Annotated in this window: 18 protein-coding genes and 1 pseudogene; 15 read left to right on the top strand and 4 right to left on the bottom strand. The window is 56.2% G+C overall.

Features of this window, described 5'->3' with window-relative positions:
• The first annotated feature begins 123 nt into the window (after positions 1-123).
• The 5 genes from ridA (at position 124) to ACGS9J_RS17315 (ending at position 4,720) form a co-directional block, all read left to right on the top strand.
• Positions 124-510: a 2-iminobutanoate/2-iminopropanoate deaminase gene (ridA, locus tag ACGS9J_RS17335; protein WP_442232074.1), complete on the top strand. Its 387-nt coding sequence runs from the start codon at positions 124-126 to the stop codon at positions 508-510.
• Between the two features lie 255 nt (positions 511-765).
• Entirely contained in the window at positions 766-2,202 is a 1,437-nt protein-coding gene (locus ACGS9J_RS17330) for a circularly permuted type 2 ATP-grasp protein (RefSeq protein WP_442232170.1), read from the top strand.
• Positions 2,196-3,125, top strand: a complete 930-nt coding sequence (locus tag ACGS9J_RS17325; RefSeq protein WP_442232073.1) for an alpha-E domain-containing protein — start codon at positions 2,196-2,198, stop codon at positions 3,123-3,125. The genes ACGS9J_RS17330 and ACGS9J_RS17325 overlap by 7 nt, the downstream gene beginning before the upstream one ends.
• Entirely contained in the window at positions 3,122-3,916 is a 795-nt protein-coding gene (locus tag ACGS9J_RS17320) for a transglutaminase family protein (protein ID WP_442232072.1), read from the top strand. Before ACGS9J_RS17325 ends, ACGS9J_RS17320 begins: the two co-directional genes overlap by 4 nt.
• A 75-nt stretch (positions 3,917-3,991) precedes the next feature.
• A complete protein-coding gene (locus ACGS9J_RS17315; RefSeq protein WP_442232071.1) occupies positions 3,992-4,720 on the top strand; it encodes a peptidase in 729 nt (242 codons plus the stop codon).
• 46 nt (positions 4,721-4,766) lie between these two features.
• On the opposite strand, the gene ACGS9J_RS17310 is transcribed toward ACGS9J_RS17315, so the two are convergent.
• The gene (locus tag ACGS9J_RS17310; protein WP_442232070.1) at positions 4,767-7,160 is read right to left on the bottom strand and encodes a beta-N-acetylhexosaminidase; all 2,394 of its coding nucleotides are present in this window, start codon (positions 7,158-7,160) and stop codon (positions 4,767-4,769) included.
• Positions 7,161-7,305: 145 nt separating this feature from the next.
• Complete coding sequence (gene mgtA / locus ACGS9J_RS17305) at positions 7,306-10,014, bottom strand: magnesium-translocating P-type ATPase (RefSeq protein ID WP_442232069.1); 2,709 nt, start codon at positions 10,012-10,014, stop codon at positions 7,306-7,308.
• 418 nt (positions 10,015-10,432) lie between these two features.
• Between mgtA and treR the strand changes: the two genes are divergently transcribed.
• From treR to ACGS9J_RS17275, 6 genes and pseudogenes are all read left to right on the top strand, one after another.
• Entirely contained in the window at positions 10,433-11,380 is a 948-nt protein-coding gene (treR, locus tag ACGS9J_RS17300) for a trehalose operon repressor TreR (RefSeq protein WP_442232068.1), read from the top strand.
• A gap of 285 nt (positions 11,381-11,665) precedes the next feature.
• Entirely contained in the window at positions 11,666-12,805 is a 1,140-nt protein-coding gene (locus ACGS9J_RS17295; protein WP_442232067.1) for a tail fiber domain-containing protein, read from the top strand.
• A 58-nt stretch (positions 12,806-12,863) separates the two neighbouring features.
• Complete coding sequence (locus tag ACGS9J_RS17290) at positions 12,864-14,975, top strand: S-type pyocin domain-containing protein (protein WP_442232066.1); 2,112 nt, start codon at positions 12,864-12,866, stop codon at positions 14,973-14,975.
• Positions 14,972-15,235 (top strand): immunity protein, encoded by a 264-nt coding sequence (locus ACGS9J_RS17285; protein WP_442232065.1) that lies wholly within the window; start codon positions 14,972-14,974, stop codon positions 15,233-15,235. The genes ACGS9J_RS17290 and ACGS9J_RS17285 overlap by 4 nt, the downstream gene beginning before the upstream one ends.
• Before the next feature lie 141 nt (positions 15,236-15,376).
• Positions 15,377-16,174, top strand: a pseudogene (locus ACGS9J_RS17280) (S-type pyocin domain-containing protein); the annotation flags it as partial.
• Entirely contained in the window at positions 16,171-16,431 is a 261-nt protein-coding gene (locus ACGS9J_RS17275; RefSeq protein ID WP_442232064.1) for an immunity protein, read from the top strand. The pseudogene ACGS9J_RS17280 and the gene ACGS9J_RS17275, both read left to right, overlap by 4 nt.
• Positions 16,432-16,554: 123 nt before the next feature.
• On the opposite strand, the gene ACGS9J_RS17270 is transcribed toward ACGS9J_RS17275, so the two are convergent.
• The gene (locus tag ACGS9J_RS17270; RefSeq protein ID WP_442232063.1) at positions 16,555-17,037 is read right to left on the bottom strand and encodes an Exc2 family lipoprotein; all 483 of its coding nucleotides are present in this window, start codon (positions 17,035-17,037) and stop codon (positions 16,555-16,557) included.
• 264 nt (positions 17,038-17,301) lie between these two features.
• Here ACGS9J_RS17270 and treB point away from each other — a divergent pair, with 264 nt between their 5' ends.
• Together treB and treC are read left to right on the top strand one after the other, a co-directional pair.
• Positions 17,302-18,717, top strand: coding sequence for a PTS trehalose transporter subunit IIBC (treB, locus tag ACGS9J_RS17265; RefSeq protein ID WP_442232062.1), 1,416 nt, complete (start codon positions 17,302-17,304; stop codon positions 18,715-18,717).
• A 56-nt stretch (positions 18,718-18,773) separates the two neighbouring features.
• Positions 18,774-20,444, top strand: coding sequence for an alpha,alpha-phosphotrehalase (gene treC, locus ACGS9J_RS17260; protein WP_442232061.1), 1,671 nt, complete (start codon positions 18,774-18,776; stop codon positions 20,442-20,444).
• 34 nt (positions 20,445-20,478) lie between these two features.
• Here the strand turns inward: treC and ACGS9J_RS17255 are convergent, their stop codons facing one another.
• Positions 20,479-21,003 carry an NAD(P)H-dependent oxidoreductase gene (locus tag ACGS9J_RS17255; protein WP_442232060.1) on the bottom strand — a complete coding sequence of 175 codons (525 nt, stop codon included), beginning with the start codon at positions 21,001-21,003 and terminating at the stop codon, positions 20,479-20,481.
• Positions 21,004-21,107: 104 nt separating this feature from the next.
• Between ACGS9J_RS17255 and ACGS9J_RS17250 the strand changes: the two genes are divergently transcribed.
• Together ACGS9J_RS17250 and nrdD are read left to right on the top strand one after the other, a co-directional pair.
• On the top strand, positions 21,108-22,016 hold the full coding sequence (locus ACGS9J_RS17250; protein WP_442232059.1) for a LysR family transcriptional regulator: 909 nt from the start codon (positions 21,108-21,110) through the stop codon (positions 22,014-22,016).
• A gap of 286 nt (positions 22,017-22,302) precedes the next feature.
• Positions 22,303-24,441, top strand: a complete 2,139-nt coding sequence (gene nrdD / locus ACGS9J_RS17245) for an anaerobic ribonucleoside-triphosphate reductase (RefSeq protein ID WP_442232058.1) — start codon at positions 22,303-22,305, stop codon at positions 24,439-24,441.
• Positions 24,442-24,464 lie beyond the last annotated feature (23 nt).

Below are 24,464 nucleotides of genomic sequence, written 5' to 3'. Positions count from 1 at the left end.
TCCCCGTAGGGGCGCTGCATGCGGTGCCCAAATGAATCGGGACGAATTTATTCGTCCCCTACGGTGAGCCACGCAGCCCACAACGCTGCGGTTTGAAAGACGAAGGGTATATCAGGAGAAAAAATGTCACGTAACATCAGCACTGAACTCGCCCCGGCAGCCATTGGTCCTTACGTGCAGGGCGTTGATCTGGGCAGCATGATCATCACTTCCGGCCAGATCCCGGTCGATCCGAAAACCGGCGCCGTCGCCGACGACGTGGCCGCTCAGGCTCGCCAGTCGCTGGAAAACGTTAAAGCGATCGTTGAAGCCGCCGGTCTGAAAGTGGCCGACATTGTGAAAACCACGGTTTTCGTGAAAGATCTGAACGATTTCGCCACCGTTAACGCCGCTTATGAAACTTTCTTCACCGAGCACAGCGCGCCGTTCCCGGCCCGTTCTTGCGTTGAAGTGGCCCGTCTGCCGAAAGACGTGAAAATCGAAATCGAAGCCATCGCCGTTCGTCGCTAATACCGCGACCACGCGCCCAACGGTCAGCCCAGGCTGGCCGTTTTTATTTGTCTCTCCAGCTCTGCGCTATTAGCGACCAAGATCTGCCCAACACGTTTTGTTTTGCCCCGTTTTAAAGCAATTTTCCTTTCCGTTGCCCCTCAATCGGGCTTTATTCCCATCAATGATGCCATTTCGCGCCATTTTCGCCCCTTTATCACCTTGGCACATTTTATGCTGGTTCTGTATACAGCCTGCAATGTCGACGAGGTGATGATGCTAAATATCGATCTGTCCGCTTCACCGTTTTTTGATGAGATGCTTCTGGCTGAGGGTAAACACCGGGGTCACTACGAAGCTTACTGGCATTGGCTGCAACAGGCTGACCAAAAGGCCATCCAACGCAAGAGGGAAGAGGCTGCACTGCTGTTTCACCGGGTGGGGATTACCTTTAATGTGTATGGTGAGGATGACGGCGCTGAACGTTTGATCCCGTTCGACAGCGTGCCGCGCATCATCCCCGCCAGCGAATGGGCAATGCTCGATCGCGGTATCCGTCAGCGCGTCCAGGCGCTCAACGCTTTTCTGCATGATATTTACCATCAACAACATATTTTGAAAGCCGGGATCATTCCGGCGGAACAGGTGCTGGCCAACGATCAGTATCAGCCCTGTATGCAAGGGGTCGATCTGCACCGCAATATTTACGCGCACATTGTCGGCGTGGATATGGTGCGCAACGGTGACGGCCAGTATTACGTGCTGGAAGACAACCTGCGCACCCCGTCCGGCGTTTCCTATATGTTGGAAAACCGCAAAATGATGATGCGTCTGTATCCGGAGCTGTTCGCCCAGCAACGCATCGCGCCGGTGGAGCGCTACCCGTCGCACCTGCTGCAAACCCTGCGCGAAAGCTCGCCGATTAACGATCCTACCGTGGTGGTGCTGACACCGGGGCGTTTCAACAGCGCCTATTTCGAACACAGCTTCCTGGCGCAGCAGATGGGGGTCGAGCTGGTTGAAAGTGCCGATCTGTTCGTCAAGGACGGGGCAGTATTTATGCGCACCACCGCCGGGCCTTGCAAGGTCGACGTGATCTACCGGCGGGTGGATGATGCCTTCCTCGATCCGCTGGCATTCCGCCCGGACTCGATGCTCGGCGTGCCGGGGCTGCTGTCGGTTTACCGCGCCGGTAACGTGGTGCTGGCCAACGCCATCGGCACCGGTGTGGCCGACGACAAGTCGATTTACCCGTACGTGCCGGACATGGTGCGTTTCTATCTGCAGGAAGAGCCGATCCTCAATAACGTGCCCACCTGGCAATGCCGCCACAAGAATGAGCTGTCGTACGTGCTGGCCAATCTGGAACAGATGGTGGTGAAAGAGGTTCACGGCGCCGGTGGCTACGGCATGCTGATCGGCCCGGCGGCGAGCAAAGACGAAATTGCCCACTTTCGCAGTCTGCTGCTGGCCAAACCGCATAACTACATTGCGCAAAACACGTTGGCGCTGTCGACCTGCCCGACCTTCGTCAACGACGGCCTGGCGCCGCGGCATATCGATCTGCGGCCGTTCGCCCTCAGCGGTGCGGAAATTCGCCTGGTGCCCGGCGGCCTGACGCGCGTGGCGCTGGCGCAAGGCTCACTGGTGGTCAACTCGTCGCAAGGCGGGGGAACCAAGGATACCTGGGTATTGGAGGACGACGCATGCTGAGCCGAACTGCCAGTGAACTCTATTGGATGGCCCGCTATCTGGAGCGGGCGGAAAGCATCGCCCGGGTGCTCGACGTCACCAACAAGCTGTCGATGATGCCGATCCGCGACAGCGAGGATCAGGATCTGCAGGTGCCGCTCAATCTGACCAGTACCGGGCAGCTGTATGCCGCCGCTTACCCTGATCTGACGATGGCTAATCTGGTGAGTTTTTTTGCCCTCGACAGCCGTAACCACAGCAGCATTTACAGCTGTTTGCAGATGGGCTGGAACAACGCCCATGCGGTGCGCGGCAGCCTCTCTTCCGAGGTCTGGGAGTGCATTAACGCCACCTGGATCGAAATGAAGCTGATCCGCCGTCAGGGCATAGGGTCGGTGGGGGCGGATGGTTTCTTCGACTGGGTAAAGGAACGCTCGCACCTGTTTCGCGGCGCGATGTTCGGCACCTTGCTGCGCAGCGACGCCATGTGCTTTATCCGCCTCGGCACCCTGCTGGAGCGCGCGGACAGCACCGCCCGCCTGTTGGGGGTCAAGAACACGTTGATGGACAGCGACGGCGATCCGGTGCGCGAATATTACCGCATGGACACGCTGTTGCGGGCAGTGAGCGCGCGCGAAGCCTACCACAGCATCTACAAGCAGCAGCTTAGCCGAGACACCATTGCCGAACTGATGATCCTGCGAAATGAAATTCCGCGATCCCTGCTGGCCTGCGTCGGCGATATGGTGCAACAACTGGAGCAAATTGGCGGCAACAGCTCCAATCACCCGCGCCGACTGGCGCACACGCTGCATGCCGAACTGCGTTTCAGCAGCATGAAAGACCTGAACAAGGTCGGGCTGAACGACTGGCTGGATGCGTTTCTCAACCAGATTGGCGGCATCGCGGAAAGCATCCATCACACTTATCTGGAGGCGCAATGAAACTGAACATTGAGCACAACACTCACTATACCTACGCCCAGCAGGTTCAGCGCAGCACCCAGTATCTGCGCCTGACGCCGCAGGATTCAGAACACCAGCGCATTATCTCCTGGCAACTGACGCTGCCGGAAGATGCGGTGTGCACCACCGATGCCTTTGGCAACGTGCTGCACGTGCTGACGCTGGATCACCCGCATCAGGCGATTACCATTCAGGCCCACGGCGTGGTGGAGATTGAAGACGGTACCGAGGATCAGGTCATGGGGCATTTGTCGCCGCTGGTGTTCCTGCGCCACAGTCCGCTGACCCAACCCGACAGCGCGATCCAGGCGTTCGCCCTGCGCTATTACCAACCGCAGGCGGTGCTGGACGGGCTGGAACATCTGATGGGCGAACTGCTGCTGAAAATGCCTTACAGCCCGGGGTCTACCAGCGTCACCGACAGCGCAGCCCAGGCATTCGCGACCGGCACCGGCGTCTGCCAGGATCATACCCACGTATTTTTGGCCTGCTGCCGTAGCCTGAACATTCCGGCGCGCTATGTCAGCGGCTATCTTTACAGCGAGGACTCCACCCACGTCGCCACCCACGCCTGGGCGGAGGCCTGGGTCGACGAACGCTGGCACAGCTTTGACGTCACCAACAACACCCGCCTGCCGAATCAGCATCTTAAACTGGCGGTAGGCATCGACTATCTGGACGCCTGTCCGGTACGCGGCATGCGGCTTGGCGGCGGCTGCGAAAATATGCAGACCATGGCCGAAGTGCAGATGATGCCAACCGGGCAATAGCCTCTTGTCGAAAGCGAAGGTTTACGGCACGCTGGCGTTTGGCGGCGTGCCAGTATTGTTTTGAGGGATTGTGGTATGACCTATTGTGTGGCCATGCGCTTGTCATCCGGGCTGGTCTTTGCTTCCGATTCACGCACCAATGCCGGAGTGGACCATATTTCCACCTTCCGCAAATTGCACGTGTTTCAGCAGGACGGCGAACGCATGCTGGTGCTGCAAAGCGCCGGTAACCTGGCAACCACCCAGAGCATCATCAGCCTGTTACAACGCCGCAGCAAAGACGCCGAGCGCCCCAATCTGCTGAACGCGCCCAGCCTGTACGAAGCCGCTACGCTGGTGGGTGAAACGGTGCGGGAAGTGATCCAACGCGACAGCGAAGCCCAGCAAAGCGGCAGCACCACCGACTTCAGTTGCAGCCTGCTGCTCGGCGGCCAGATCTCAGGCGAAGAGATGCGGCTGTTCCATATTTACCCGCAGGGCAACTTTATCGAGGCCAGCCGCGATACGCCCTATTTCCAGATTGGCGAAAGCAAATACGGCAAACCGATTATCGATCGGGTGCTGAATTTCGATACCCCTCTGGAACAGGCGATGCAGTGCGCGCTGATCTCTCTGGATTCCACGCTGCGCAGCAACCTGTCGGTCGGCCTGCCGCTCGACGTGATGATCTACCCACGCGACAGCTTCAGCAGCGCCCAGCAGTACCGCATCACCGAAGATCACCCGCATTTCAGCGCCATCCGCAAAGGCTGGGGCGAAGGGCTGGTCAGCATTTTCAAACAGTTGCCGCCGTTGCAACTGTAGGTTTTGAGGGCTCAGCATGCTGAGCCCCTACTAATACTGACTTACCTCATTCGATAGCGCTGGCGCGCAGCAAGGCCTCCAGCGGGTAAACCGCCGCAATCACCACTTCGTCGCGTATTTTCGCCGCCGCGTCCAGTTGCTGCTGTATCTGCGCCGCTTCAGCCTTGCTCAGCGGTTTGCCCTGTTGATAACGTTCCAGCAGCATCAGCCCCAGTGCGGACAGCGCGCCGACATCCTGCGCCACCGGCGCCAGATCCTGCATCACCCGATTACCGGCAATCACCGTTTTTACCGGCGCGGTATTCAATTGCCAGCGTTGCAAACGCTCGCGCAGCGTCTGTGCCGCCGCCCGGTCGTTGCGATCTTTCACTAAGGCCGCAACCTGCATCCCCATCTCGCGCACCGCGTTGCTTTCCGGCGGCAGAGCGTCGGCAAAGCGATTCAGCGGTTCGAACTGATGGTAATTGCCGGCCTTGAATTTGAGATGCTGCCGGGTGTAGTACTGACCCGGCTCCACCGCTTCGGCCAGGGTTTGCAACGGCGCGATCGCCACGCTGTTCGCCAACCGGGTAAATTCGCGAGCGGTTTCAGCGTGCTGTTGCAGGCCCACCGACACCACCGACCAGGCGTCAACCGCCGCCAGCCGCCGGTACATGTTGTTTTCATCGGTGACATCCTGTGCCGACCACAAGCGCTCCGCCACCGCGAACCCACGCGGCCACAGCTTGAGATCGAGGATCGGCGCCCTGATGTTCTCCGCCCACAGCGCCGCCTCACCGCCGAGAATATTGGCCTGCTGCTTCGCATCCGGCACCACCGGCATCTTGCCCGCCGGGATCGCCGCAAGCCGGCTGCCGTGGGTCGGGTAACGCACGTTGCCCACCAGTGTATAACCGTTGAGCTTGTCCTGGCTCAGGGTGAATACCGGGCGAGTCTCGCCCATCCAGGTATCGACGCGGAAGCTTACCTGCTGCGGGGAACGCCAGACGATATCCTGCAAGGCGCGGCGGGATTTGCCGTTGAAGTCGATAAAACCACGCCAGCCCTGCTTCCCTTCAATCAGGGTAAAGCTGCCCTCCACGGCACTGCCCTTCAGCCGCGGCATGCTGAACTGCCAGCTCTGGGCTTTTTCATTCGGCTGCACCTCGGTGGCAACCCCCAGCGGCTGCGGCAGGATCTCATTGCGATAGTGATAGGCCGTGCTTTGCGGCTGATCGAGGTAAAAGCCGGTGGACAGGATGCCCTGGTAACCGTCCTGTGCGCTGGCACCGAGCGAGTCTTGCCCTTGCCAGGACTGGATGACAATGCTGCGCGGCAGCGACGGATGATAAATTTCATCCCAGCCGACCATTTGGCGCTGATGCCGCTCGAGGATTTTTTCCAGCTTCTGATTGAAATAAGCCTGCAGCGCATGAGTGTCCGCCAATTGGTGCTGCTGCATAAAGGCCTGAATGGTTTTGGATCGCTTCCACTGGCTGGCATCGACCTCATCGCCGCCGATATGCAAATAAGGATCGGGGAAGATCGCCACCAATTCGCCAATGATAGCGTCAACAAATTGATAAACTTCATCACGGGTCGGATCCAGCGTCGGCAGGTGCACGCCCCATTTGCGCTCCATCGAGTACGGCCCCGGCGCGCTCATCAACTCCGGGTAAGCCACGGCGATGCTGGAAGCATGGCCTGGCAGATCGATTTCCGGCACCACCCGAATACCGCGCGCAGTGGCATAGGCGACCACCTGTTGCATCTGTTCGCGGGTATAGAACTGACCGTCGCTGGCCTGCTGCTGCAGTTTGGGATAACGCTCGGAAGCAAAGCGCCAGCCTTGATCGTCGGTCAGGTGCCAGTGGAATACGTTGAGCTTGGCCGCCGCCATGCCGTCGAGCTGGCGCAGAATATCCGCCAACGGCAAGAAATGACGTGCCGAATCCAGCAACACGCCGCGCCACGGGAAACGCGGCACGTCGGTGATATTCACCAACGGCAGGAAAGTGTTCTGCCCGTCGGTCTGCACCAGTTGCAGCAGGGTTTCCATGCCGCGCAACGCGCCGAAACGGGTATTGGCGGCCAGCGTAACCCCCTGCGGCGTCACCGCTAATTTATAACTTTCATCGCTGCCCGGCAGCGGCTGCGCCGCCACCTTATCTTTGATATCGACCTTAATCACCACGCCTGCGGCTTTTTCGGCCTGCGGTGCCAACGTCCAACCGGTTTGCAGCTCAATACGCTGGCGCCAGCGCGGCAGCGCATCGTCCAGACTGTCACCCTGCAGGTTAATCGACAAACGGTGGTCCAGCACCAGCTTACCCGCCGGCTGAGTCAGTTCAACCTGCTGCGGCCAGGGCATCAGCGGCAGATCGCCGGCAGGCTGCGCCAGCGCGCCCAGAGAAAGCAATAACGATGAAGCCAGTAGCGTATAACGCAGGGTTCTGTGCATCAGAAATTCCTCAGAGGAAAAAGATCAATAAAAACAGCGAAGCTGTAAATAAAGACTGAGCACAGGACAGATGTCCAACGACAAGGGCGAAAAGCCGGGTTGGATCACAGATGCCCCTCTTCCAGGCGAAAGAGGGGCGAAGCGATTACTGCCAGCCGTAGCGGCGCACAAACCAGCCTTTCACGCACTGGGTCAGCACCATATAACCGGTCAGGATCAGCACCAGCCACGGGAAGTAACCGAGCGGCAGTGCCTGCAACTGCAGGAACCCGGCCAGCTGCGAGAAGGTCAGGCCGATACCGGTCGCGATCACCACCAGGGTCATCACGCACAGCGGCCACGAAGGACGGCTCTGAATAAACGGAATTTTGCGCGTGCGGATCATATGCACAATCAGCGTTTGCGACAGCAGCCCTTCCACGAACCAGCCTGACTGGAACAGCGTCTGCATTTCAGGTGTATTGGCCTTGAACACCCACCACATCAGGCTGAAGGTCAGCACGTCGAAAATCGAGCTGATCGGCCCAAAGAACACCATAAACCGCCCAATATCACCGGAGTTCCAGCGCTGTGGCTGTGTGATCTGATCGTCGTCGACGTTGTCGAACGGAATGGCGATCTGCGAAATGTCATACATCAGATTCTGGATCAGCAAGTGCAGCGGCAACATCGGCAGGAACGGCAAAAAGGCGCTGGCGATCAGCACGCTGAAGACGTTGCCGAAGTTCGAACTGGCGGTCATTTTGATGTATTTGAGCATGTTGGCAAAGGTGCGACGCCCCTCGATCACCCCCTGCTCCAGCACCATCAGGCTTTTTTCCAGCAGGATGATGTCCGCCGCTTCCTTGGCGATATCCACGGCGGAATCCACCGAAATACCGATATCCGCCGCGCGCAGTGCTGGCGCATCGTTGATACCGTCGCCCATAAAGCCGACCACGTGGCCCTGCTGGCGCAGCAGCTTGACGATGCGCTCCTTGTGCAGCGGCGTCAGCTTGGCGAACACCGTGGTGCGCGCCGCCGCCTGCGTCAGTTGCTCGTCATTCATCTGTTCGATTTCGCTGCCGCGCAGCACGTGATCCGCCGCCAGCCCGACGTCTTTGCACACCTTGGCCGCCACCAGCTCGTTGTCGCCGGTGAGGATTTTCACCGTAATACCGCTGTTTCTCAGCGCCGCCAGCGCCGGTGCCGTGCTCTCTTTAGGCGGATCGAGGAAGGCCACATAACCTTCGAGGATCAAATCGAACTCGTCGGCCACGCGGTATTCATGGGCCTGTGCCGGTAAAATCTTGTTGGCCACCGCCACCACCCGCAGCCCTTGCTGGTTGAGATCGTCGGTGATGCGCCGAATTCGCGCCAGCAGCGCCTCGCTGAGCGGGATCACTTCATCTTCCTGCCGTACATGGCTGCAAATCGCCAGCATCTCTTCCAGCGCGCCCTTGCAGATCAGCTCGTGGTATTGCGCGTCGTTGGCCACCACCACCGACATGCGGCGCCGTTCAAAATCAAACGGGATCTCATCCACCTTGCGGTAATGCTGCAGCGCATCCGGCTGTTGGTTTTGTTCTGCGCAGCTCAGCACCGCCACGTCGAGCAGGTTTTTCAATCCGGTCTGGTAGAAGCTGTTCAGCCAGGCGTAATGCAACACCCGATCGCTGGCCGCACCGAACACGTCGGTGTGACGCTCCAGCACGATTTTATCCTGGGTCAGGGTGCCGGTTTTATCGGTGCACAGCACATCCATGGCGCCAAAGTTTTGAATGGCATCCAGGCGTTTGACGATCACTTTCTGCCTGGACAGTTTCACCGCCCCCTTGGCCAGCGTCGAGGTGACGATCATCGGCAGCATTTCCGGGGTCAGCCCCACCGCCACCGACAGCGCGAACAGCGCCGCTTCCCACCAGTCGCCCTTGGTGTAGCCATTGATCAGCAGCACGATCGGCGTCATCACCAGCATAAAACGGATCAGTAACCAACTGACCCGGCTGATGCCGGTCTGGAAGGCGTTCGGCTGCTGATCCTGGCTGATGACGCGCTGTGCCAACTGGCCAAAGTAGGTACCGCCGCCGGTGCCGATCACCATCGCCAGCGCGGTGCCGCTGACCACGTTGGTACCCATAAAACACAGGTTCTGGCATTCCAGCGGATCTTCTGCCGGTTCACGCAGTTCGGCGATTTTCTCGACCGGCAGAGACTCGCCGGTCAGCGCCGCCTGGCTGATAAACAGATCCTTGGCCGACAGCACGCGCAGATCCGCCGGGATCATATCCCCCGCCGCCAGCTTGATAATGTCGCCCGGCACCAGTTGAGAAATCGGCAGCTCAAGATGTTCGCTTTTACCGGTCAATGCATCGCTGCGGATCACGGTAGCCGTGTTGCTGACCATCGCCTTCAGCGCGTCCGCCGCCCGATTGGATCGCGCTTCCTGAATGAAGTTCAGCAACGTGGAGATCACCACCATCAGCGCGATCACCAGCGCACCGGTCAGATCTTCCGTCGCGTAAGAGATCATGCCGAGCGCGGTCAGCAGCAGGTTGAACGGATTGCGGTAGCAGTGCCACAGATGCTGCCACCAGGCCTCTTTTTGCTGATCGTCGATGACGTTCTCGCCGCAGCGTTCACGAACCCGCTCTGCCTCATGGGCGGTGATGCCTTCCGGGTGGCTTTGAAAGCGCAGGTACAGCTCAGTGACGTCGGCGGCAGCGCATTCCAGTCGCTGCTGTGCCAGCCCTGCGGGCAACCCTTGCGCTTTGCCGCCCAGGCTGTCCAACAGGCTATCGCGGTGCACCAAACGGCGCGGTAAGTTGCGGCTGAGCAGGCCCAGCAGCTGACGGGGGATATTTTTCAGTTTCATTATTTTGCACCTCGTCGCCCATTGCCTCCCGGCAGCGGGTGAACGCGGGATCCTTCCCAATCAGGCTTTCGGGCATGCCAAAAAGCCTCTGCCGGGGCAGATCCTTGTCTTTTTCAAAGCAGCAGGAGCGAACGACGAGCGCGCGCTACCGGTTACCGTTTATTTCACCGGTAAAACAGCAGCGCAAAGCGGGCAGGTTTTACCGGGTCACCGAGTGGGTGTCTAACGGGGTCGGATCGGGATCCATACGGGTGATAACCTCCGGTAAATGAAAAGATCGAACGACAAGAGCGGCCGTTCAGCGCAGTACGTAATTCCCTGCATAGCATCAAGATCCATGGCGGAAAATAAGCTATGCTGACGGGCATTCAGCGTAGGCCGCCAGTCTACGCCTTTTAACCTCAACGAAAAGTAAACCATGCAAAACCGGCTGACCATCAAGGACATCGCACGCCTGAGCGGCGTAGGTAAATCCACCGTATCACGCGTGTTGAACAACGAAGGCAGCGTGAGCCCGCAGACCCGCGAACGGGTGGAAGCGGTGATCCGTCAGCAAGGCTTTACCCCGTCCAAGTCGGCGCGCGCCATGCGTGGCCAGAGTGACAAAGTGGTGGGCATTATCGTTTCCCGCCTCGATTCGCCGTCCGAAAACCAGGCGGTGCGTACCATGCTGCCGCTGCTGTACCAGCACGGTTTCGACCCTATCGTGATGGAAAGCCAGTTTGAAACGCGGCTGGTGGAAGAGCATCTGCACGTTTTGCAGCAGCGCAACGTCGACGGGGTGATCCTGTTCGGTTTTACCGGCTTGACGGCGGCGATGCTCAACCCATGGCAAGACAAAATGGTGGTACTGGCGCGCGAATACGAGGGTTTTTCCTCGGTGTGCTACGACGACGACGGCGCCGTACGGCTGTTGATGGAACGCCTGCAACAGCAGGGCCACCGGCATATCAGCTACCTGGGGGTGCAACCGTCGGACGCCACCACCGGTTTGCGCCGCCACCAGGCCTATCTCGACGCCTGCCGCCAGCAGAACATCACCCCCCATGTGGCCTTGGGTGAATTGAGCTACCAAAGCGGTTTCCAACTGGCGGCCTCGACCATCGAACCCCAGACCACTGCGCTGGTGTGCGCCTCCGACACCATCGCCCTCGGCGCCATCAAATACCTGCAACAACAGCATATCGCCCCGCTTCAGGTCTGCGGCATCGGTAACACGCCGTTGCTTAACTTCCTGTTCCCCGAGACATTTTCTGTCGATCTCGGCTATGGCAGCGCCGGGCTGCAGGCCGCCCAACAACTGCTGAGCCAGCTCAGTGGCGAACAGGGCATCCGCCAGATCATCGTGCCAAGCAAACTCGCCTGACGGCGGGTGGGTAGTCGTTTGCCCGCCGTCCCTTTCTGTCTTGTTGCTCACACCCAGTGAGCCTTAATTCATCGCTATTTGTATCAGCTACCACACAACTATTCCTGATTGACGTCTCTCGTTCAAAGCAATAATTTACTGTATGTGCATACAGTTATTTTTGTATGCCTCAGCAGTTTTTCAGCACACGGAATGTGTACCTCCAATACCTGCCAGTCAGGACGTTCAGGAGGATACCGGCGCTGTTAACTATCAGGAAACAGAGAGTCGAAAAGGAAGATAATCATGGCTGATGAAAAGAAAAATGCTCAGGTCACTAATGGCGTTAATGACGACGTCACTGAGCTGAAATCACTGACTACATTGCGTAAACGTATCATCAGTGACGGTGAAATTGTGACTAAGGCACCCAACGGTTTTCGTCTGGCAAACGGCAATACCGGCGTGATGTTACGTAACGACGGCAAGGATTTTTACGCGCTGACCACCCCTGCCGGCCAGGCTCAGGACGGGGAGTGGAACACCCTTCGTCCCTTCTCTTTTAACCTTTCAACCGGTCGGGTATCTCTACGTAACGGCGTCGATATCTCCGGCGGCGCACTTGTGTCGCATAACGCAGGTATCAGTGCCGTGACCAGTGGTCCAACACCTCTTATCAACGGGCAAATCTATAATTCTGCACCTATGCATACCAATTTCACGAGCGGTAATGTAACTACGACCATGGTGATGGGAACTCGGGTTATCGCCGGCAAGGATAATTTTGGGTTAATTTCTTACCGTGACTGGCAGGGAAATTGGAATGAACTCCAAGTCAGAACCAACGCCGAGCTTTCGGTCGGGCAATTAATCAAACGCAATCCCGATGGCTGGATTTGGGCTGCTGGCAACAAAAATGTTAACAATAATGCCGATAGAACTACCAACGGCCTGCATATACAGGGGGCGGGAAATCTGTCTGCCGATTTCTACCATTATGAGCGTATTGGTCAACATCACTTCGTGGGACTGCATGTTGCCAATGGCGGCGCACAGGGTTGGTACGAATTCCGCAATGATGGCCATGCGTACACCAATGGTGCCTGGAACAGCAGCTCAGATGCCCGAATGAAAACGGACATCGAGAAAATAGACGGTGCGCTGGATAAGCTGGGGAAAATTGGTGGTTATACCTACCTGAAACAGGGCGTTCCGGAAGCCGGGGTAATCGCCCAGGAAGTGGAGGCCGTCTTACCTCAGACAGTGACCAAAACTGAATTGAAACTGAATGACGGCAGCGTTCTGAAAGATGCCCGCGGAATTAATATCAATGGCGTGGTCGCCCTTCTGGTCGAGGCGTTAAAGGAAGAACGTGAGGCCCGGCTTGTGCTTGAATCCCGGTTGGCCAATTTAGCTAACAATATTTCCGCATCACGAACTTCTTGAATAAACCATTCATAACTAACTGTATCAAATATAATTATTGGTTATAAAGGAGTAGAATATGAGTGGTAGTGACGGTAAGGGCAGTGGTGGGAATCATCAGGGGCCCAGGGCAATTTCGCGACCAGGCATGGTGTCGCATGGATTTGACTCTGACGGTACAGAACACCTAACGGTAACAGGGACGAATGATAAAGGTAGCAGCTTTAGCGGAGACAGCGGTATTCGCTGGGGGGGTGATTCAGAAGGAGGTGGCAATGGGGGCAACAATACAGGTAATCATTCCGCTAATTGGCTTACGATGAAGCCCGGAGATACACATACGAGTAAATATGGGACGGTCTTTATTGACCGACAAGGACGCGCCACGATGAATGGTATCATAATGACTTATGATAACTCATCGTTAATAGATGATGGCGTGGGTGGAGCAACTCGTGTGTTAAATTCGCTGCTGAAAGCCATCCCTTCAGCAGGACATAACTTTGGTAATAACCAAAGTCCAATTGATGGAAAATATTCAGGTAATAATCCTGTTGCTGAATATACGGTACCCATTAAATTTTATTCCGCTGTATTACGAGGGGAAATACCGAAAGGTCTTTGGCTTGATAATGAGAAGGTCATGACCCAGATCGTTGAGAAATATGAAATCAACGGAGGAGGCAAAGGTGATGATCGGATCGGATACAGAAAAAGAAACGTGGAGGTCCCCTCTCTAACCAACGCCTACAATCAATGGAAAAGAATACAAAACGAAATTGCGGAAAAAGCCCGCAGGGCCGAAGAAACCCGTAAAGCCGAAGAAGCCCGTAAAGCCGAGGAAGCCCGCAAAGCCGAGGAAGCCCGCAAAGCCGAGGAAGCCCGTAAAGTTGAGGAAGCCCGCAAAGCCGAGGAAGCCCGTAAAGTTGAGGAAACTCGTAAGGCGCTGTTTGCCAAAGCGGGTATTTGGGATGCACCGGCTTACACGCCCGAAAAGCTGAAAGCAGCCAATGCAGCGTTGGCAACCGCAGGCGCAATGGTACTCAACCGTGCGCCCGCCATGCTACAGATGTCAACGGCAGCACAAGGTGTTATGACAACCTCCAGTGAACTGGCCGGTTCTGTCGCGGGCGCGTTGTGGCGTGGGGCAACGGAAGTCGGCAGCATACGCACTACTACCGCTGTTGCGACAGGATCGGTACTTGGGGCTGTTGCTGTCGGGTTCATCCCGACAGCGGCCGGAACGGGCAGTGACCGGGTTCCCGGTCGTGACATCAATATGTTTGCCTTCCAGGCAAGTCTGGCAGCCGTCGGTGAAACCGCAATCCGGCCAGGGATGACTTCGGTTGATTTGCCGGTGCGCGGATTTATATCGACGGACAAGGACGGAACACAGAGTGTAAACTTTGTCAGAACAGGCGTCGGCGGTGTATCTGCCAGCGTACCGGTGTTCAGGCCTGTCCGTGATGAGGCAACCGGGCTTGATAAAATCACGCTGCCGGCAATGGGTGGCGTGCCTGCCCGGACCATACTGATCAATCCGGTACCGACTGGCCCTGCGGCACCGTCACATACAGGCAATGGTTCACCAGTCCCCAAAACACCCGTACATACCGGCACCAATGTCAGGCAGGCGGACAGCATAGTCGTAACGACCTTCCCTGCGGATGTCGTCCAGGATTTGCAAGATTTCATCTTGTGGCAACCGGATGCGACGGAAACAGGCGTTGAAGCTATCTATGTGATGGTCAGCAAGCCTTATGGGGAGACTAATGCCAAAGGCAAACACAGCGGTCGTGATTACAATACCGAGAAAGCCGGCGGGCCAATTCAAAATCTGGACTGGACAACCGCCAAGATTGACTGTGTCGGTGTGGACAAGGTAAAACTGCATACCAGTCGGTTTGGAGAGCAAGCTGATAATAAGGTGATGGTCGACCGCTTGGAGAGAATCCTAAAAGGTGATCTTGCTCCGACTGATACCGACAAGCGTTTTTATACACATGAGATCAGGGAACTGGAGCGTTACAGAATATTGGGTGTTCCCGATGGAGTAGAAAATAAGTCCGTATGGAATAACGCTCATACTGCTACTCTGGAAGACTATAAAGTGAACGAGAAAAATCAGCCCCTATATACTCCTGAAGCTACCAAAGCTTACGAAGAGCAAGAAATGAGGAATAATCAATGATCGATTTCAAAAAAATTATTGAAAACGAAAGCGTTGAAGATGTGCTTTTATTTTTTGCACCACGAACTGCATATCCAGCTATAGATCGAATGTATGTACGCTATAAATTCGAAGTTATTGAGAATGGGCTACTTTATCCGGCTTACGAAAAATTACTGAAGGAGGGTAAATTCTCTGAGGATGAAAAAGGGCATACGCATAAAGGCCCAAACTGGCTCCCCCCAAAGTTCGTAGCCGAAAAAAAATACGGTATCGAATAATCGTCGGCACTTCCCTATAATTATGTTTTGAGCAGCGTCCAGCAAACTAGGGTTTGTTGGACGTTTTTGTTAATAGCAAATATCTGACTAAGTTTGGGGTATACGCCGTAGTTTTATTATAGCCGTGTACCTACATCAACTTTTTGGGTACTTGCCAGCGTACCGGTGTTCAGGCCTGTCCGTGATGAGGCTACCGGGCTTGATAAAATCACGCTGCCGGCAATGGGAGGCGTGCCTGCCCGGACCATACTGATCAATCCGGTACCGACTGGCCCTGCGGCACCTTCACATACAGGCAATGGTTCACCAGTCCCCAAAACACCCGTACATACCGGCACCAATGTCAGGCAGGCGGACAGCATAGTCGTAACGACCTTCCCTGCGGATGTCGTCCAGGATTTGCAAGATTTCATCTTGTGGCAACCGGATGCGACGGAAACAGGCGTTGAAGCTATCTATGTGATGGCCAGCAAGCCTTATGGGGAGACTAATGCCAAAGGCAAACACAGCGGCCGTGATTACAATACCGAGAAAGCCGGTGGGCCAATTCAAAATCTGGACTGGACAACCGCCAAGATTGACCGTGTCGGTGTGGACAAGGTAAAACTACATACCGGTCGGTTTGAGCCTTCATCGGAGAACAAAGTAATGCTCGAACGTTTGGATAAAATCCTGAAAGGTGAAATTACGCCGACTGATACTGACAAGCGTTTTTATACCCATGAAATCAGAGAACTAGAACGGTACCGAAACCTAGGTATTAATGATGGTGATGTTCCTCAAAGCATTCCCGAGCAAAAATCAGTGTGGAATAGTACACATACTGCAACTCTTGAAGATTATAAAATAAATGAAAAAGAGCAGGCTCTTTATACTGAAGAAGCTTTACAAGCTGCATATGAACAGGAATTAAAGGATGCTCTTGGAGGAAATAAATGATGTCTTTAAAAGAAATAATCAAAAATGAAAGCGTAGAGGATGTTTTGACTTTCTTGGGGCCAACCTCTGATTACCGAAAATTGGATAGATTGTTCACATATAACAGATTTGACGTTATAACCAGTGGAGAGCTATCTGCTAAGTATGATGATTTATTCAAAAAAGGAGTGCTTCAGGATCAAGATGGGAAAGTTGTAAAAGGCCCCAACTGGAAAGAACCAAAATTCGTGACCGAGAAAAAATACGGCATCGAATAACCTTCTGCGTTTTACAAAAAAATTAATTTTCAGCAAAGCCCAACAAATTCTCATTTGTTGGGCTTTTTAATTAATACAATCGTATTACTCTTTCCATTTAACCATAAACTCGAAGCACAGCCCTCAAGGCCGCCCTTCGTAACCATCCCAGTAGGTCGCCACGGCGGAATCCAGCAGGATCTGGCGTTGTTTTTGCGGGTTATCCACTGAATATAGCTGATTGATAAATCGCCCTTTCTTCCCCATGTCACCGAGGAATTCTGGGCTGCGGAAATAAGCTTCCTGCTGCTGTGCCTGCTGCTGCGTTAAGCCCTTGGCCCGATCGGTTTTCCCCATTTGGTAAAACTGGTCGAAGAACGGGATAGCCGCTTTTATCGAGTCCGGAATCTGCGTTCGCATTTCGGGGGAGAAATCTTCACGTGCCAACTGATAAACCGCATGTTTGGCATGGCGTTCCGGGCTACTTTTTTGGCTGGTACAGGCGCTCAGGAATAGCGCGGTGACTAGCATGAGGGTACGAGGCAATGTCAAAATCATCATTCTTCCTTGAAAAAAGTCCGTGGTAATAGCACTCACATAGAGCATTGGTTTTAAAAGTACAGCCATGAGTGCCGCTCAGTTCAATCAACTTATTGATTGTTAAGGCTGACAGTATAGCCAGCGCTACGTCAGTTCAAGATAATATTACGAAATGTTTCGGCCACCTCTCAATTTCCCCTGCTGAATAAACGGTCATTTTTTTATCGTTTTGTGATCCTCGCCCCAAACCGGGAACGTTCCCATTTCATAAAAAAAACGGAATGACTAAGCTTTGATCATTACTCGGACAACACCTCTGCGGCAGTCTCATACCAAGAAAGGTATCTAATAATGGGCAAAGTAAAACAGCAGGATATCGATCGCCTGATTGTTCTGGTGGGCGGACGCGAGAATATCGCCACCGTCAGCCACTGCATTACCAGGCTGCGTTTCGTTCTCAACGACCCCAATAAAGCCAAACCGAAAGAAATCGAAGAGCTGCCGATGGTCAAAGGCTGCTTCACCAATGCCGGGCAGTTCCAGGTGGTGATTGGCCCGGAGGTCGGTGATTATTATCAGGCGTTGATCGCCACCACCGGCGTCAACGAGGCCGATAAAGAGCAGGCCAAGGTGGCCGCGCGCCAGAACATGACCTGGAGCGAGCGTGCCATCTCCCACTTCGCCGAAATCTTCTTCCCACTGCTGCCGGCGCTGATCAGCGGCGGTTTAATCCTTGGCTTCCGCAACGTGATCGGCGACATCCCGATGTCCGGCGGCCAAACGCTGGCGCAAATGCACCCGGCGTGGAAAACCATCTACGACTTCCTGTGGCTGCTCGGTGAAGCCATCTTCATGTTCCTGCCGGTTGCCATCTGCTGGTCAACGGTGAAAAAAATGGGCGGTACACCGGTACTCGGCATTGTGCTGGGTATCACGCTGGTCTCTCCGCAGTTGATGAACTCCTATCAGCTCGGTCAGCAGATACCGGAAGTGTGGAACTTCGGCTGGTTCACCATTCAAAAAGTCGGCTATCAGGCGCAGGTTATCCCGTCCATGCTGGCCGGTATGGCGCTGGGCTGGATTGAGACTCGCCTGAAAAAGATTGTGCCGGATTACCTGTATCTGGTGGTAGTGCCGGTAGTGTCACTGCTGTTGGCGGTGTTCCTGGCGCACGCGCTTATCGGCCCGTTCGGTCGCATGATTGGCGATGGCGTAGCCTGGGCGGTGAAAGCCGTGATGACCGGCAGCTTCGCACCGATTGGTGCCGCGTTGTTTGGCTTCCTGTATGCGCCACTGGTGATCACCGGTGTGCATCAGACCACGTTGGCTATCGACATGCAGATGATCCAAAGCATGGGCGGCACGCCGGTGTGGCCACTGATTGCGCTGTCCAATATTGCACAGGCGTCTGCGGTACTGGGCATCATCATCGTCAGCCGCAAGGCCAACGAACGTGAAATCTCGGTACCGGCGGCGATCTCCGCCTACCTCGGCGTCACCGAACCGGCCATGTACGGGATTAACCTGAAATACCGCTTCCCCATGCTGTGCGCGATGATCGGTTCCGCCTTCGCCGGCCTGATCTGCGGCCTGGACGGTGTGATGGCCAACGGCATCGGCGTCGGCGGTTTGCCGGGCATCCTGTCGATCAAACCGCAGTTCTGGATGATTTACACGGTGGCGATCGTGGTGGCGGTGGTGATCCCGATGGTACTGACCATCATGGTCTACAAACGCAAAGCCAGCCGCGGTGAGCTGCCGGTCTGATTAAAATGTAGGGGCCCGGCATGCCGGGCCCGTTGTCACGATTTAAAGGTATTACTATGAGCAATCCAATCCCCTGGTGGCAAAACGGTGTCATCTACCAAATCTATCCGAAGAGTTTTCAGGACAGCACCGGTAACGGCTACGGCGATCTGGCCGGTGTGACCCAGCGGCTGGACTATCTGCAGGAACTGGGCGTCGACGCGATCTGGCTGACACCGGTGTATGTTTCCCCGCAGGTGGATAACGGTTATGACGTGGCGGACTACTGCGCCATCGACCCGGCCTACGGCACCATGGAGGATTTCGACCGACTGATTGCCGCCGCCCACCAGCGCAGCATCCGTATCGTGATGGACATGGTGTTCAACCATACCTCGACCGAACACCCCTGGTTCAAAGCCGCACAAGAACCGAACAGCCCATACCGCCAGTTCTATGTCTGGCGCGACGGCGAGGGCGAGGGCGACACGCCGCCGAATAACTGGCGCTCCAAGTTTGGCGGCAACGCCTGGCAATGGCACGCCGACAGCGGCCAGTATTATCTGCACCTGTTCGCCACCGAGCAGGCGGATCTCAACTGGGAACACCCACCGGTACGTGAAGAATTGAAGAAAGTGTGTCAGTTCTGGGCCGACAAGGGCGTCGACGGTTTGCGCCTCGACGTGATCAACCTGGTTTCCAAGCAACAGGATTTCCCGTCCGATCCTCAGGGCGACGGCCGCCGTTTCTATACCGACGGCCCGCGTATTCATGAGTTCTTGCAGGAGATGAGCCACGACGTGTTCCAGCCGCGCGGCCTGATGACCGTGGGCGAAATGTCCTCCACTACCCTGGAACATTGCCGGCAGTACGCTGCGCAAAGCGGTGTGGAGTTGTCGATGACCTTCAACTTCCACCATCTGAAAGTGGACTATGCCGGCGGCGAAAAATGGACGCTGGCGGCACCGGATTACGTCGAACTCAAACAGATTTTCCGCCACTGGCAGCAAGGCATGCATAACCAGGCCTGGAATGCATTGTTCTGGTGTAACCACGATCAGCCGCGCATCGTTTCACGCTTCGGCGATGAAGGCGAATTGCGGGTACCGGCCGCCAAGATGCTGGCGATGGTGCTGCACGGCATGCAGGGCACGCCTTATATTTATCAGGGCGAAGAGATCGGCATGACCAATCCGGGCTTTAACGCCATCGGCCAGTATCGCGATGTGGAAAGCCTGAATATGTACGCCGAACTCAACGCACAGGGCAAAAGTGACGCCGAACTGCTGGCGATCCTGGCCGACAAATCGCGCGATAACGGCCGCACGCCAATGCAATGGAGCGCCGCGCCAAACGCCGGTTTCACCCAGGGCACGCCGTGGATTGGCTGCGCGGAAAACTACCCGCAAGTCAATGCCGAAGCCGCGCTGGCCGATCTGGACTCGGTGTTTTACGCCTATCGCCAGTTAATCACCCTGCGCAAACAGTATCCCCTGCTGACCCACGGTGATTATCAGGATCTGGCACCCGCCCATCCTGCTCTGTGGTGCTACCAACGCCGCTGGAACGGCCAACGTCTGCTGGTGGTGGCTAACCTCAGCCGCGAACCGCTGGCCTGGCAGGCAGAAGGCGTGGAGGCCTCAGCGCTGTGGCGTCCGCTGATGAGTAACTATGCCGATGCGCCTGCACAGCCGCAGGCCACGACCCTGCGACCGTTCGAAGCGGTGTGGTGGCTGTTGGAAGATTAAAAGCCGGCCTCAGGGCGCGGCTTCCCGCTGCGCCTTACTGTTTTTTCAGCAGTGCCACTACCCCTGCGGCCTCCTGCGCCAAACGCTCATCGTTCATGTCAAACACGCCCTGCACCAGATGTGGCGGCAGATAATCCATGCCGGTCAGGTTGGCCATCGCATGGAATGGCCGCAGCAACTCCGCGACCGGATAGCGGTTATAACCTCCCGCCGTATAAGCCTGCTGATTGCCGCCGGTGGTGACCACCAGTTGCAAGGGTTTGCCCTGCAGTTGGGTGCCTTCACTGCCGTAAGCGAAACCGTGAGTTAATACCGCATCCTGCCACTCGCTGAGAATCGCCGGTGAGCTGTACCAATAGAACGGGAACAGCATCACCACCGCATCATGGTTTTGCAGCAGCTCTTGCTCGCGTGCCACATCGATTTGATAGTCAGGATAAGCACGCATCAGTTCGTGGACAGTGACGTTAGGCAAAGGACGAAGCGCTTCGATCAACGCTTTGTTGATGCGTGATTCGTCGGGAAAACGGTGGGCGGTCAACACTAAAATACGCGACATAAAGGATCCTTGATTAAGATTTGATAACGCATTTTTCCATTTCCATCGCCCCGGGTGTAGGCTGTGAGTTGTCACTTCAATTTCAACTGAAAGTATCAACCACTATGTCGCTACCCTTTGACGTGCATCGCCTGTTGCCGGCCTTCCTCGCTGCCGCCCAGGCGCAGAATTTCTCCGCCGCCGCGCGCCAACTGGGCGTCACCCCGGCGGCAATCAGTAAAAATATTCGCGTGCTGGAAGAAAAGTTGGCGTTGCGGTTGTTCCAGCGTAATACCCATAACGTGGTGCTCACCGATGAAGGCAAGGCGCTGTTGCAGCAAGTGGCACCGCTGTGGCAGGCGCTGTCCGCCACGCTGGAAACTGCCGGTAGTGCGCAGCAGGCGCCTTCCGGCACGGTGCGCGTCAGTATGATCCCCGGTTTTGGCCGCCAGATCCTGATGCCGTTGATCCCGCAGTTCCTTGAACGTTATCCGCAGATCGATCTCGATCTTTCTCTGGATGCGCGGGTGGTCAATTTGGTGGGCGAAGGCTTTGACGTTGGCATCGGCAGCCGGGTCGATCCCGACAGCCGGTTAGTGGCGCGGCCGCTGTACCCGATGCAGATGGTGCTGGCGGCCTCGCCCGGCTATCTGGCGCAGCGCGGCACGCCGCAGGATCCGGACGATCTGTTGCAGCATAACTGCCTGTTGCATCGTAACCCGGCCACCGGCCGCAGCGTAAAATGGCCGCTGCACCGGCATGGCGAAGCCAAAACGCTGGAGCTGCATGGCCGCCTGGTCGCCAGCCGGCCGGAGATGTTACTGGATGCGGCGCTGGCCGGCCTGGGCATCGTCTGCCTGGCGCGTTGGTACGCGGAACAGCACTTCGCGCAGGGTACCCTGCTGCCAGTGCTGGCAGAATGCTGGCCGCAGCCCACCCAGCTGTGGTTGTACTATGCCTCGGCCGATCTGCCGCCGAGGGTCCGCGTCTGGGTTGAGTTTCTGCTCGAACATTTTCGCCCTCGTCCGGCCTGAGTTTTCAGGCCGAAAATTAACGTCTGTACAGCTTACGCGCGCTCTTTCATTTTCCTTGTCCTACGTCAAAAGAACTCCATCAACATCTATATATAGTGCATTAAGAAACAACGACACCTATATATAGTAGTTATCCACAAAATCATCCACACGTCGCCTCAGCCCTTGCGGGCTGCGGCATTGCCCTGTGGATAAGCTGAAATCATACCGATACCCGATAGCTTTCAGGCTGAAATCTGCAAGGCCGCGGGCATCAGCGCTCCCTCGGGGAACAAGGAGTAACAACGTGAAACCAGTAGTGATTAAACGGGACGGTTGTCAGGTACCTTTTGACGAGGCACGTATTGGGCAAGCCATAGAGCGGGCCGCGCTAGCCGCGGGGATCGTCGATGCCGACTACTGCGCTACCGTCGCCCGCTTAGTCGCTCAACAGATATCACAACAGCAGCGCGTCGATATCCATGAGATCCAACAGGCGGTGGAAAATCAGCTGATGGCCGGCGAATACAAGCAGCTGGCGCGGGCCTACATTGAATATCGCCACGATCGCGACGTCGCGCGCGAGCTGCGTGGGCGGCTGAACCAGGAGATCCGCGGCCTGGTCGAACAAAGCAACATGGCGCTGCTGAACGAAAACGCCAATAAGGACAGTAAGGTGATCCCCACCCAGCGCGACCTGCTGGCCGGGATCGTCGCCAAGCACTATGCCAAACAGCACATCCTGCCGCGTGACGTGGTGCTGGCCCATGAGCGTGGCGAGATCCACTACCACGATCTCGATTACTCGCCGTTTTTCCCTATGTTCAACTGCATGCTTATCGACCTGAAAGGCATGCTGACCAACGGCTTCAAAATGGGTAATGCCGAGATAGAGCCACCGAAGTCGATCTCCACTGCCACCGCCGTCACCGCGCAGATCATTGCGCAGGTCGCCAGCCATATTTATGGCGGCACCACCATCAACCGCATCGACGAGATCCTGGCGCCGTTCGTCAGCGAAAGCTTCAACAAACATCAGCAGGTCGCCGAGCAGTGGCAGATCCCGGACGCAGAGGGTTATGCCATGGCGCGCACCGAGAAAGAGTGTTACGACGCCTTCCAGTCGCTGGAATACGAGGTCAATACCCTGCACACCGCCAACGGTCAGACGCCGTTCGTCACCTTCGGTTTCGGGTTGGGAACCTGCTGGGAATCACGGTTGATCCAACGTTCGATCCTGAAGAACCGCATCGCCGGGCTGGGCAAAAACCGTAAGACGGCGGTGTTCCCTAAACTGGTGTTCGCCATCCGCGACGGCCTGAATCATCAATACGGCGATCCGAACTACGACATCAAGCAGTTGGCGCTGGAGTGCGCCAGCAAGCGCATGTACCCGGACATTCTCAATTACGATCAGGTGGTGAAAGTCACGGGTTCGTTCAAAACGCCGATGGGTTGCCGCAGTTTCCTTGGCACCTACGAAGAAAATGGCGAACTGATCCACGACGGTCGCAACAATATCGGCGTGATCAGCCTGAACCTGCCGCGTATTGCGCTGGAGGCGATGGGGGATGAAAGTCGCTTCTGGAAGCTGCTGGACCAGCGGCTGTTGCTGGCGAAAAAGGCGCTGATGACGCGCATCGCGCGGCTGGAAGGTATCAAGGCGCGCGTAGCCCCGATCCTGTATATGGAAGGCGCCTGCGGCGTGCGCTTGAAGGCGGACGACAACATTGCCGAGATCTTCAAGAATGGCCGCGCGTCGATCTCGCTGGGCTATATCGGCCTGCATGAAACCATCAACGCGCTATTCAGCAATGAACAACATGTTTACGACGATGAAGCGCTGCGCGCCAAAGCCGTCGCTATTGTGGCGCACCTGCGGGCCGCCACCGAAAGTTGGAAAGAAGAGACCGGCTACGGCTTTAGCCTGTACAGCACGCCGAGCGAGAACCTGTGCGATCGCTTCTGCCGGCTCGATACTGCCGATTTCGGCGTGGTGCCGGGCGTGACCGACAAAGGCTATTACACCAACAGCTTCCACCTCGACGTGGAGAAAAAGGTCAATCCTTACGACAAGCTGGATTTTGAAGCCCCCTATCCGCCATTAGCCAACGGCGGTTTCATCTGTTACGGCGAATACCCGAACCTGCAGCACAACCTGAAAGCGCTGGAAGACGTGTGGGACTACAGCTACAGCCGCGTGCCCTATTACGGCACCAACACGCCGATCGATGAATGCTACGAGTGCGGCTTTACCGGCGAATTCGCCTGTACCAGCAAGGGGTTCACCTGCCCGAAATGCGGTAATCACGAACCCTCCAAGGTCTCCGTCACCCGCCGGGTGTGCGGCTATCTCGGCAGCCCGGACGCCAGGCCGTTCAACGCCGGCAAGCAAGAAGAGGTGAAACGTCGGGTGAAACACCTGGGGAACGGGCAGATCGGCTGACGCCGGACTGTTGTCGGTCGGGG

The sequence above is a fragment of the Serratia quinivorans genome, from assembly GCF_052113645.1.
In the GTDB taxonomy this organism is placed as follows: domain Bacteria; phylum Pseudomonadota; class Gammaproteobacteria; order Enterobacterales; family Enterobacteriaceae; genus Serratia; species Serratia quinivorans_B.
Note: the sequence above shows the minus strand (reverse complement) of the source record. Positions and strands in the feature narration are given on the sequence as shown.

Excerpts from the sequence above, each read along its gene's own strand:
- ridA (WP_442232074.1), top strand. The coding sequence starts at position 124 with ATGTCACGTAACATCAGCACTGAACTCGCCCCGGCAGCCATTGGTCCT.
- ACGS9J_RS17330 (WP_442232170.1), top strand. The coding sequence starts at position 766 with ATGCTAAATATCGATCTGTCCGCTTCACCGTTTTTTGATGAGATGCTT.
- ACGS9J_RS17325 (WP_442232073.1), top strand. The coding sequence starts at position 2,196 with ATGCTGAGCCGAACTGCCAGTGAACTCTATTGGATGGCCCGCTATCTG.
- ACGS9J_RS17320 (WP_442232072.1), top strand. The coding sequence starts at position 3,122 with ATGAAACTGAACATTGAGCACAACACTCACTATACCTACGCCCAGCAG.
- ACGS9J_RS17315 (WP_442232071.1), top strand. The coding sequence starts at position 3,992 with ATGACCTATTGTGTGGCCATGCGCTTGTCATCCGGGCTGGTCTTTGCT.
- ACGS9J_RS17310 (WP_442232070.1), bottom strand. The coding sequence starts at position 7,160 with ATGCACAGAACCCTGCGTTATACGCTACTGGCTTCATCGTTATTGCTT.
- mgtA (WP_442232069.1), bottom strand. The coding sequence starts at position 10,014 with ATGAAACTGAAAAATATCCCCCGTCAGCTGCTGGGCCTGCTCAGCCGC.
- treR (WP_442232068.1), top strand. The coding sequence starts at position 10,433 with ATGCAAAACCGGCTGACCATCAAGGACATCGCACGCCTGAGCGGCGTA.
- ACGS9J_RS17295 (WP_442232067.1), top strand. The coding sequence starts at position 11,666 with ATGGCTGATGAAAAGAAAAATGCTCAGGTCACTAATGGCGTTAATGAC.
- ACGS9J_RS17290 (WP_442232066.1), top strand. The coding sequence starts at position 12,864 with ATGAGTGGTAGTGACGGTAAGGGCAGTGGTGGGAATCATCAGGGGCCC.
- ACGS9J_RS17285 (WP_442232065.1), top strand. The coding sequence starts at position 14,972 with ATGATCGATTTCAAAAAAATTATTGAAAACGAAAGCGTTGAAGATGTG.
- ACGS9J_RS17275 (WP_442232064.1), top strand. The coding sequence starts at position 16,171 with ATGATGTCTTTAAAAGAAATAATCAAAAATGAAAGCGTAGAGGATGTT.
- ACGS9J_RS17270 (WP_442232063.1), bottom strand. The coding sequence starts at position 17,037 with ATGGCTGTACTTTTAAAACCAATGCTCTATGTGAGTGCTATTACCACG.
- treB (WP_442232062.1), top strand. The coding sequence starts at position 17,302 with ATGGGCAAAGTAAAACAGCAGGATATCGATCGCCTGATTGTTCTGGTG.
- treC (WP_442232061.1), top strand. The coding sequence starts at position 18,774 with ATGAGCAATCCAATCCCCTGGTGGCAAAACGGTGTCATCTACCAAATC.
- ACGS9J_RS17255 (WP_442232060.1), bottom strand. The coding sequence starts at position 21,003 with ATGTCGCGTATTTTAGTGTTGACCGCCCACCGTTTTCCCGACGAATCA.
- ACGS9J_RS17250 (WP_442232059.1), top strand. The coding sequence starts at position 21,108 with ATGTCGCTACCCTTTGACGTGCATCGCCTGTTGCCGGCCTTCCTCGCT.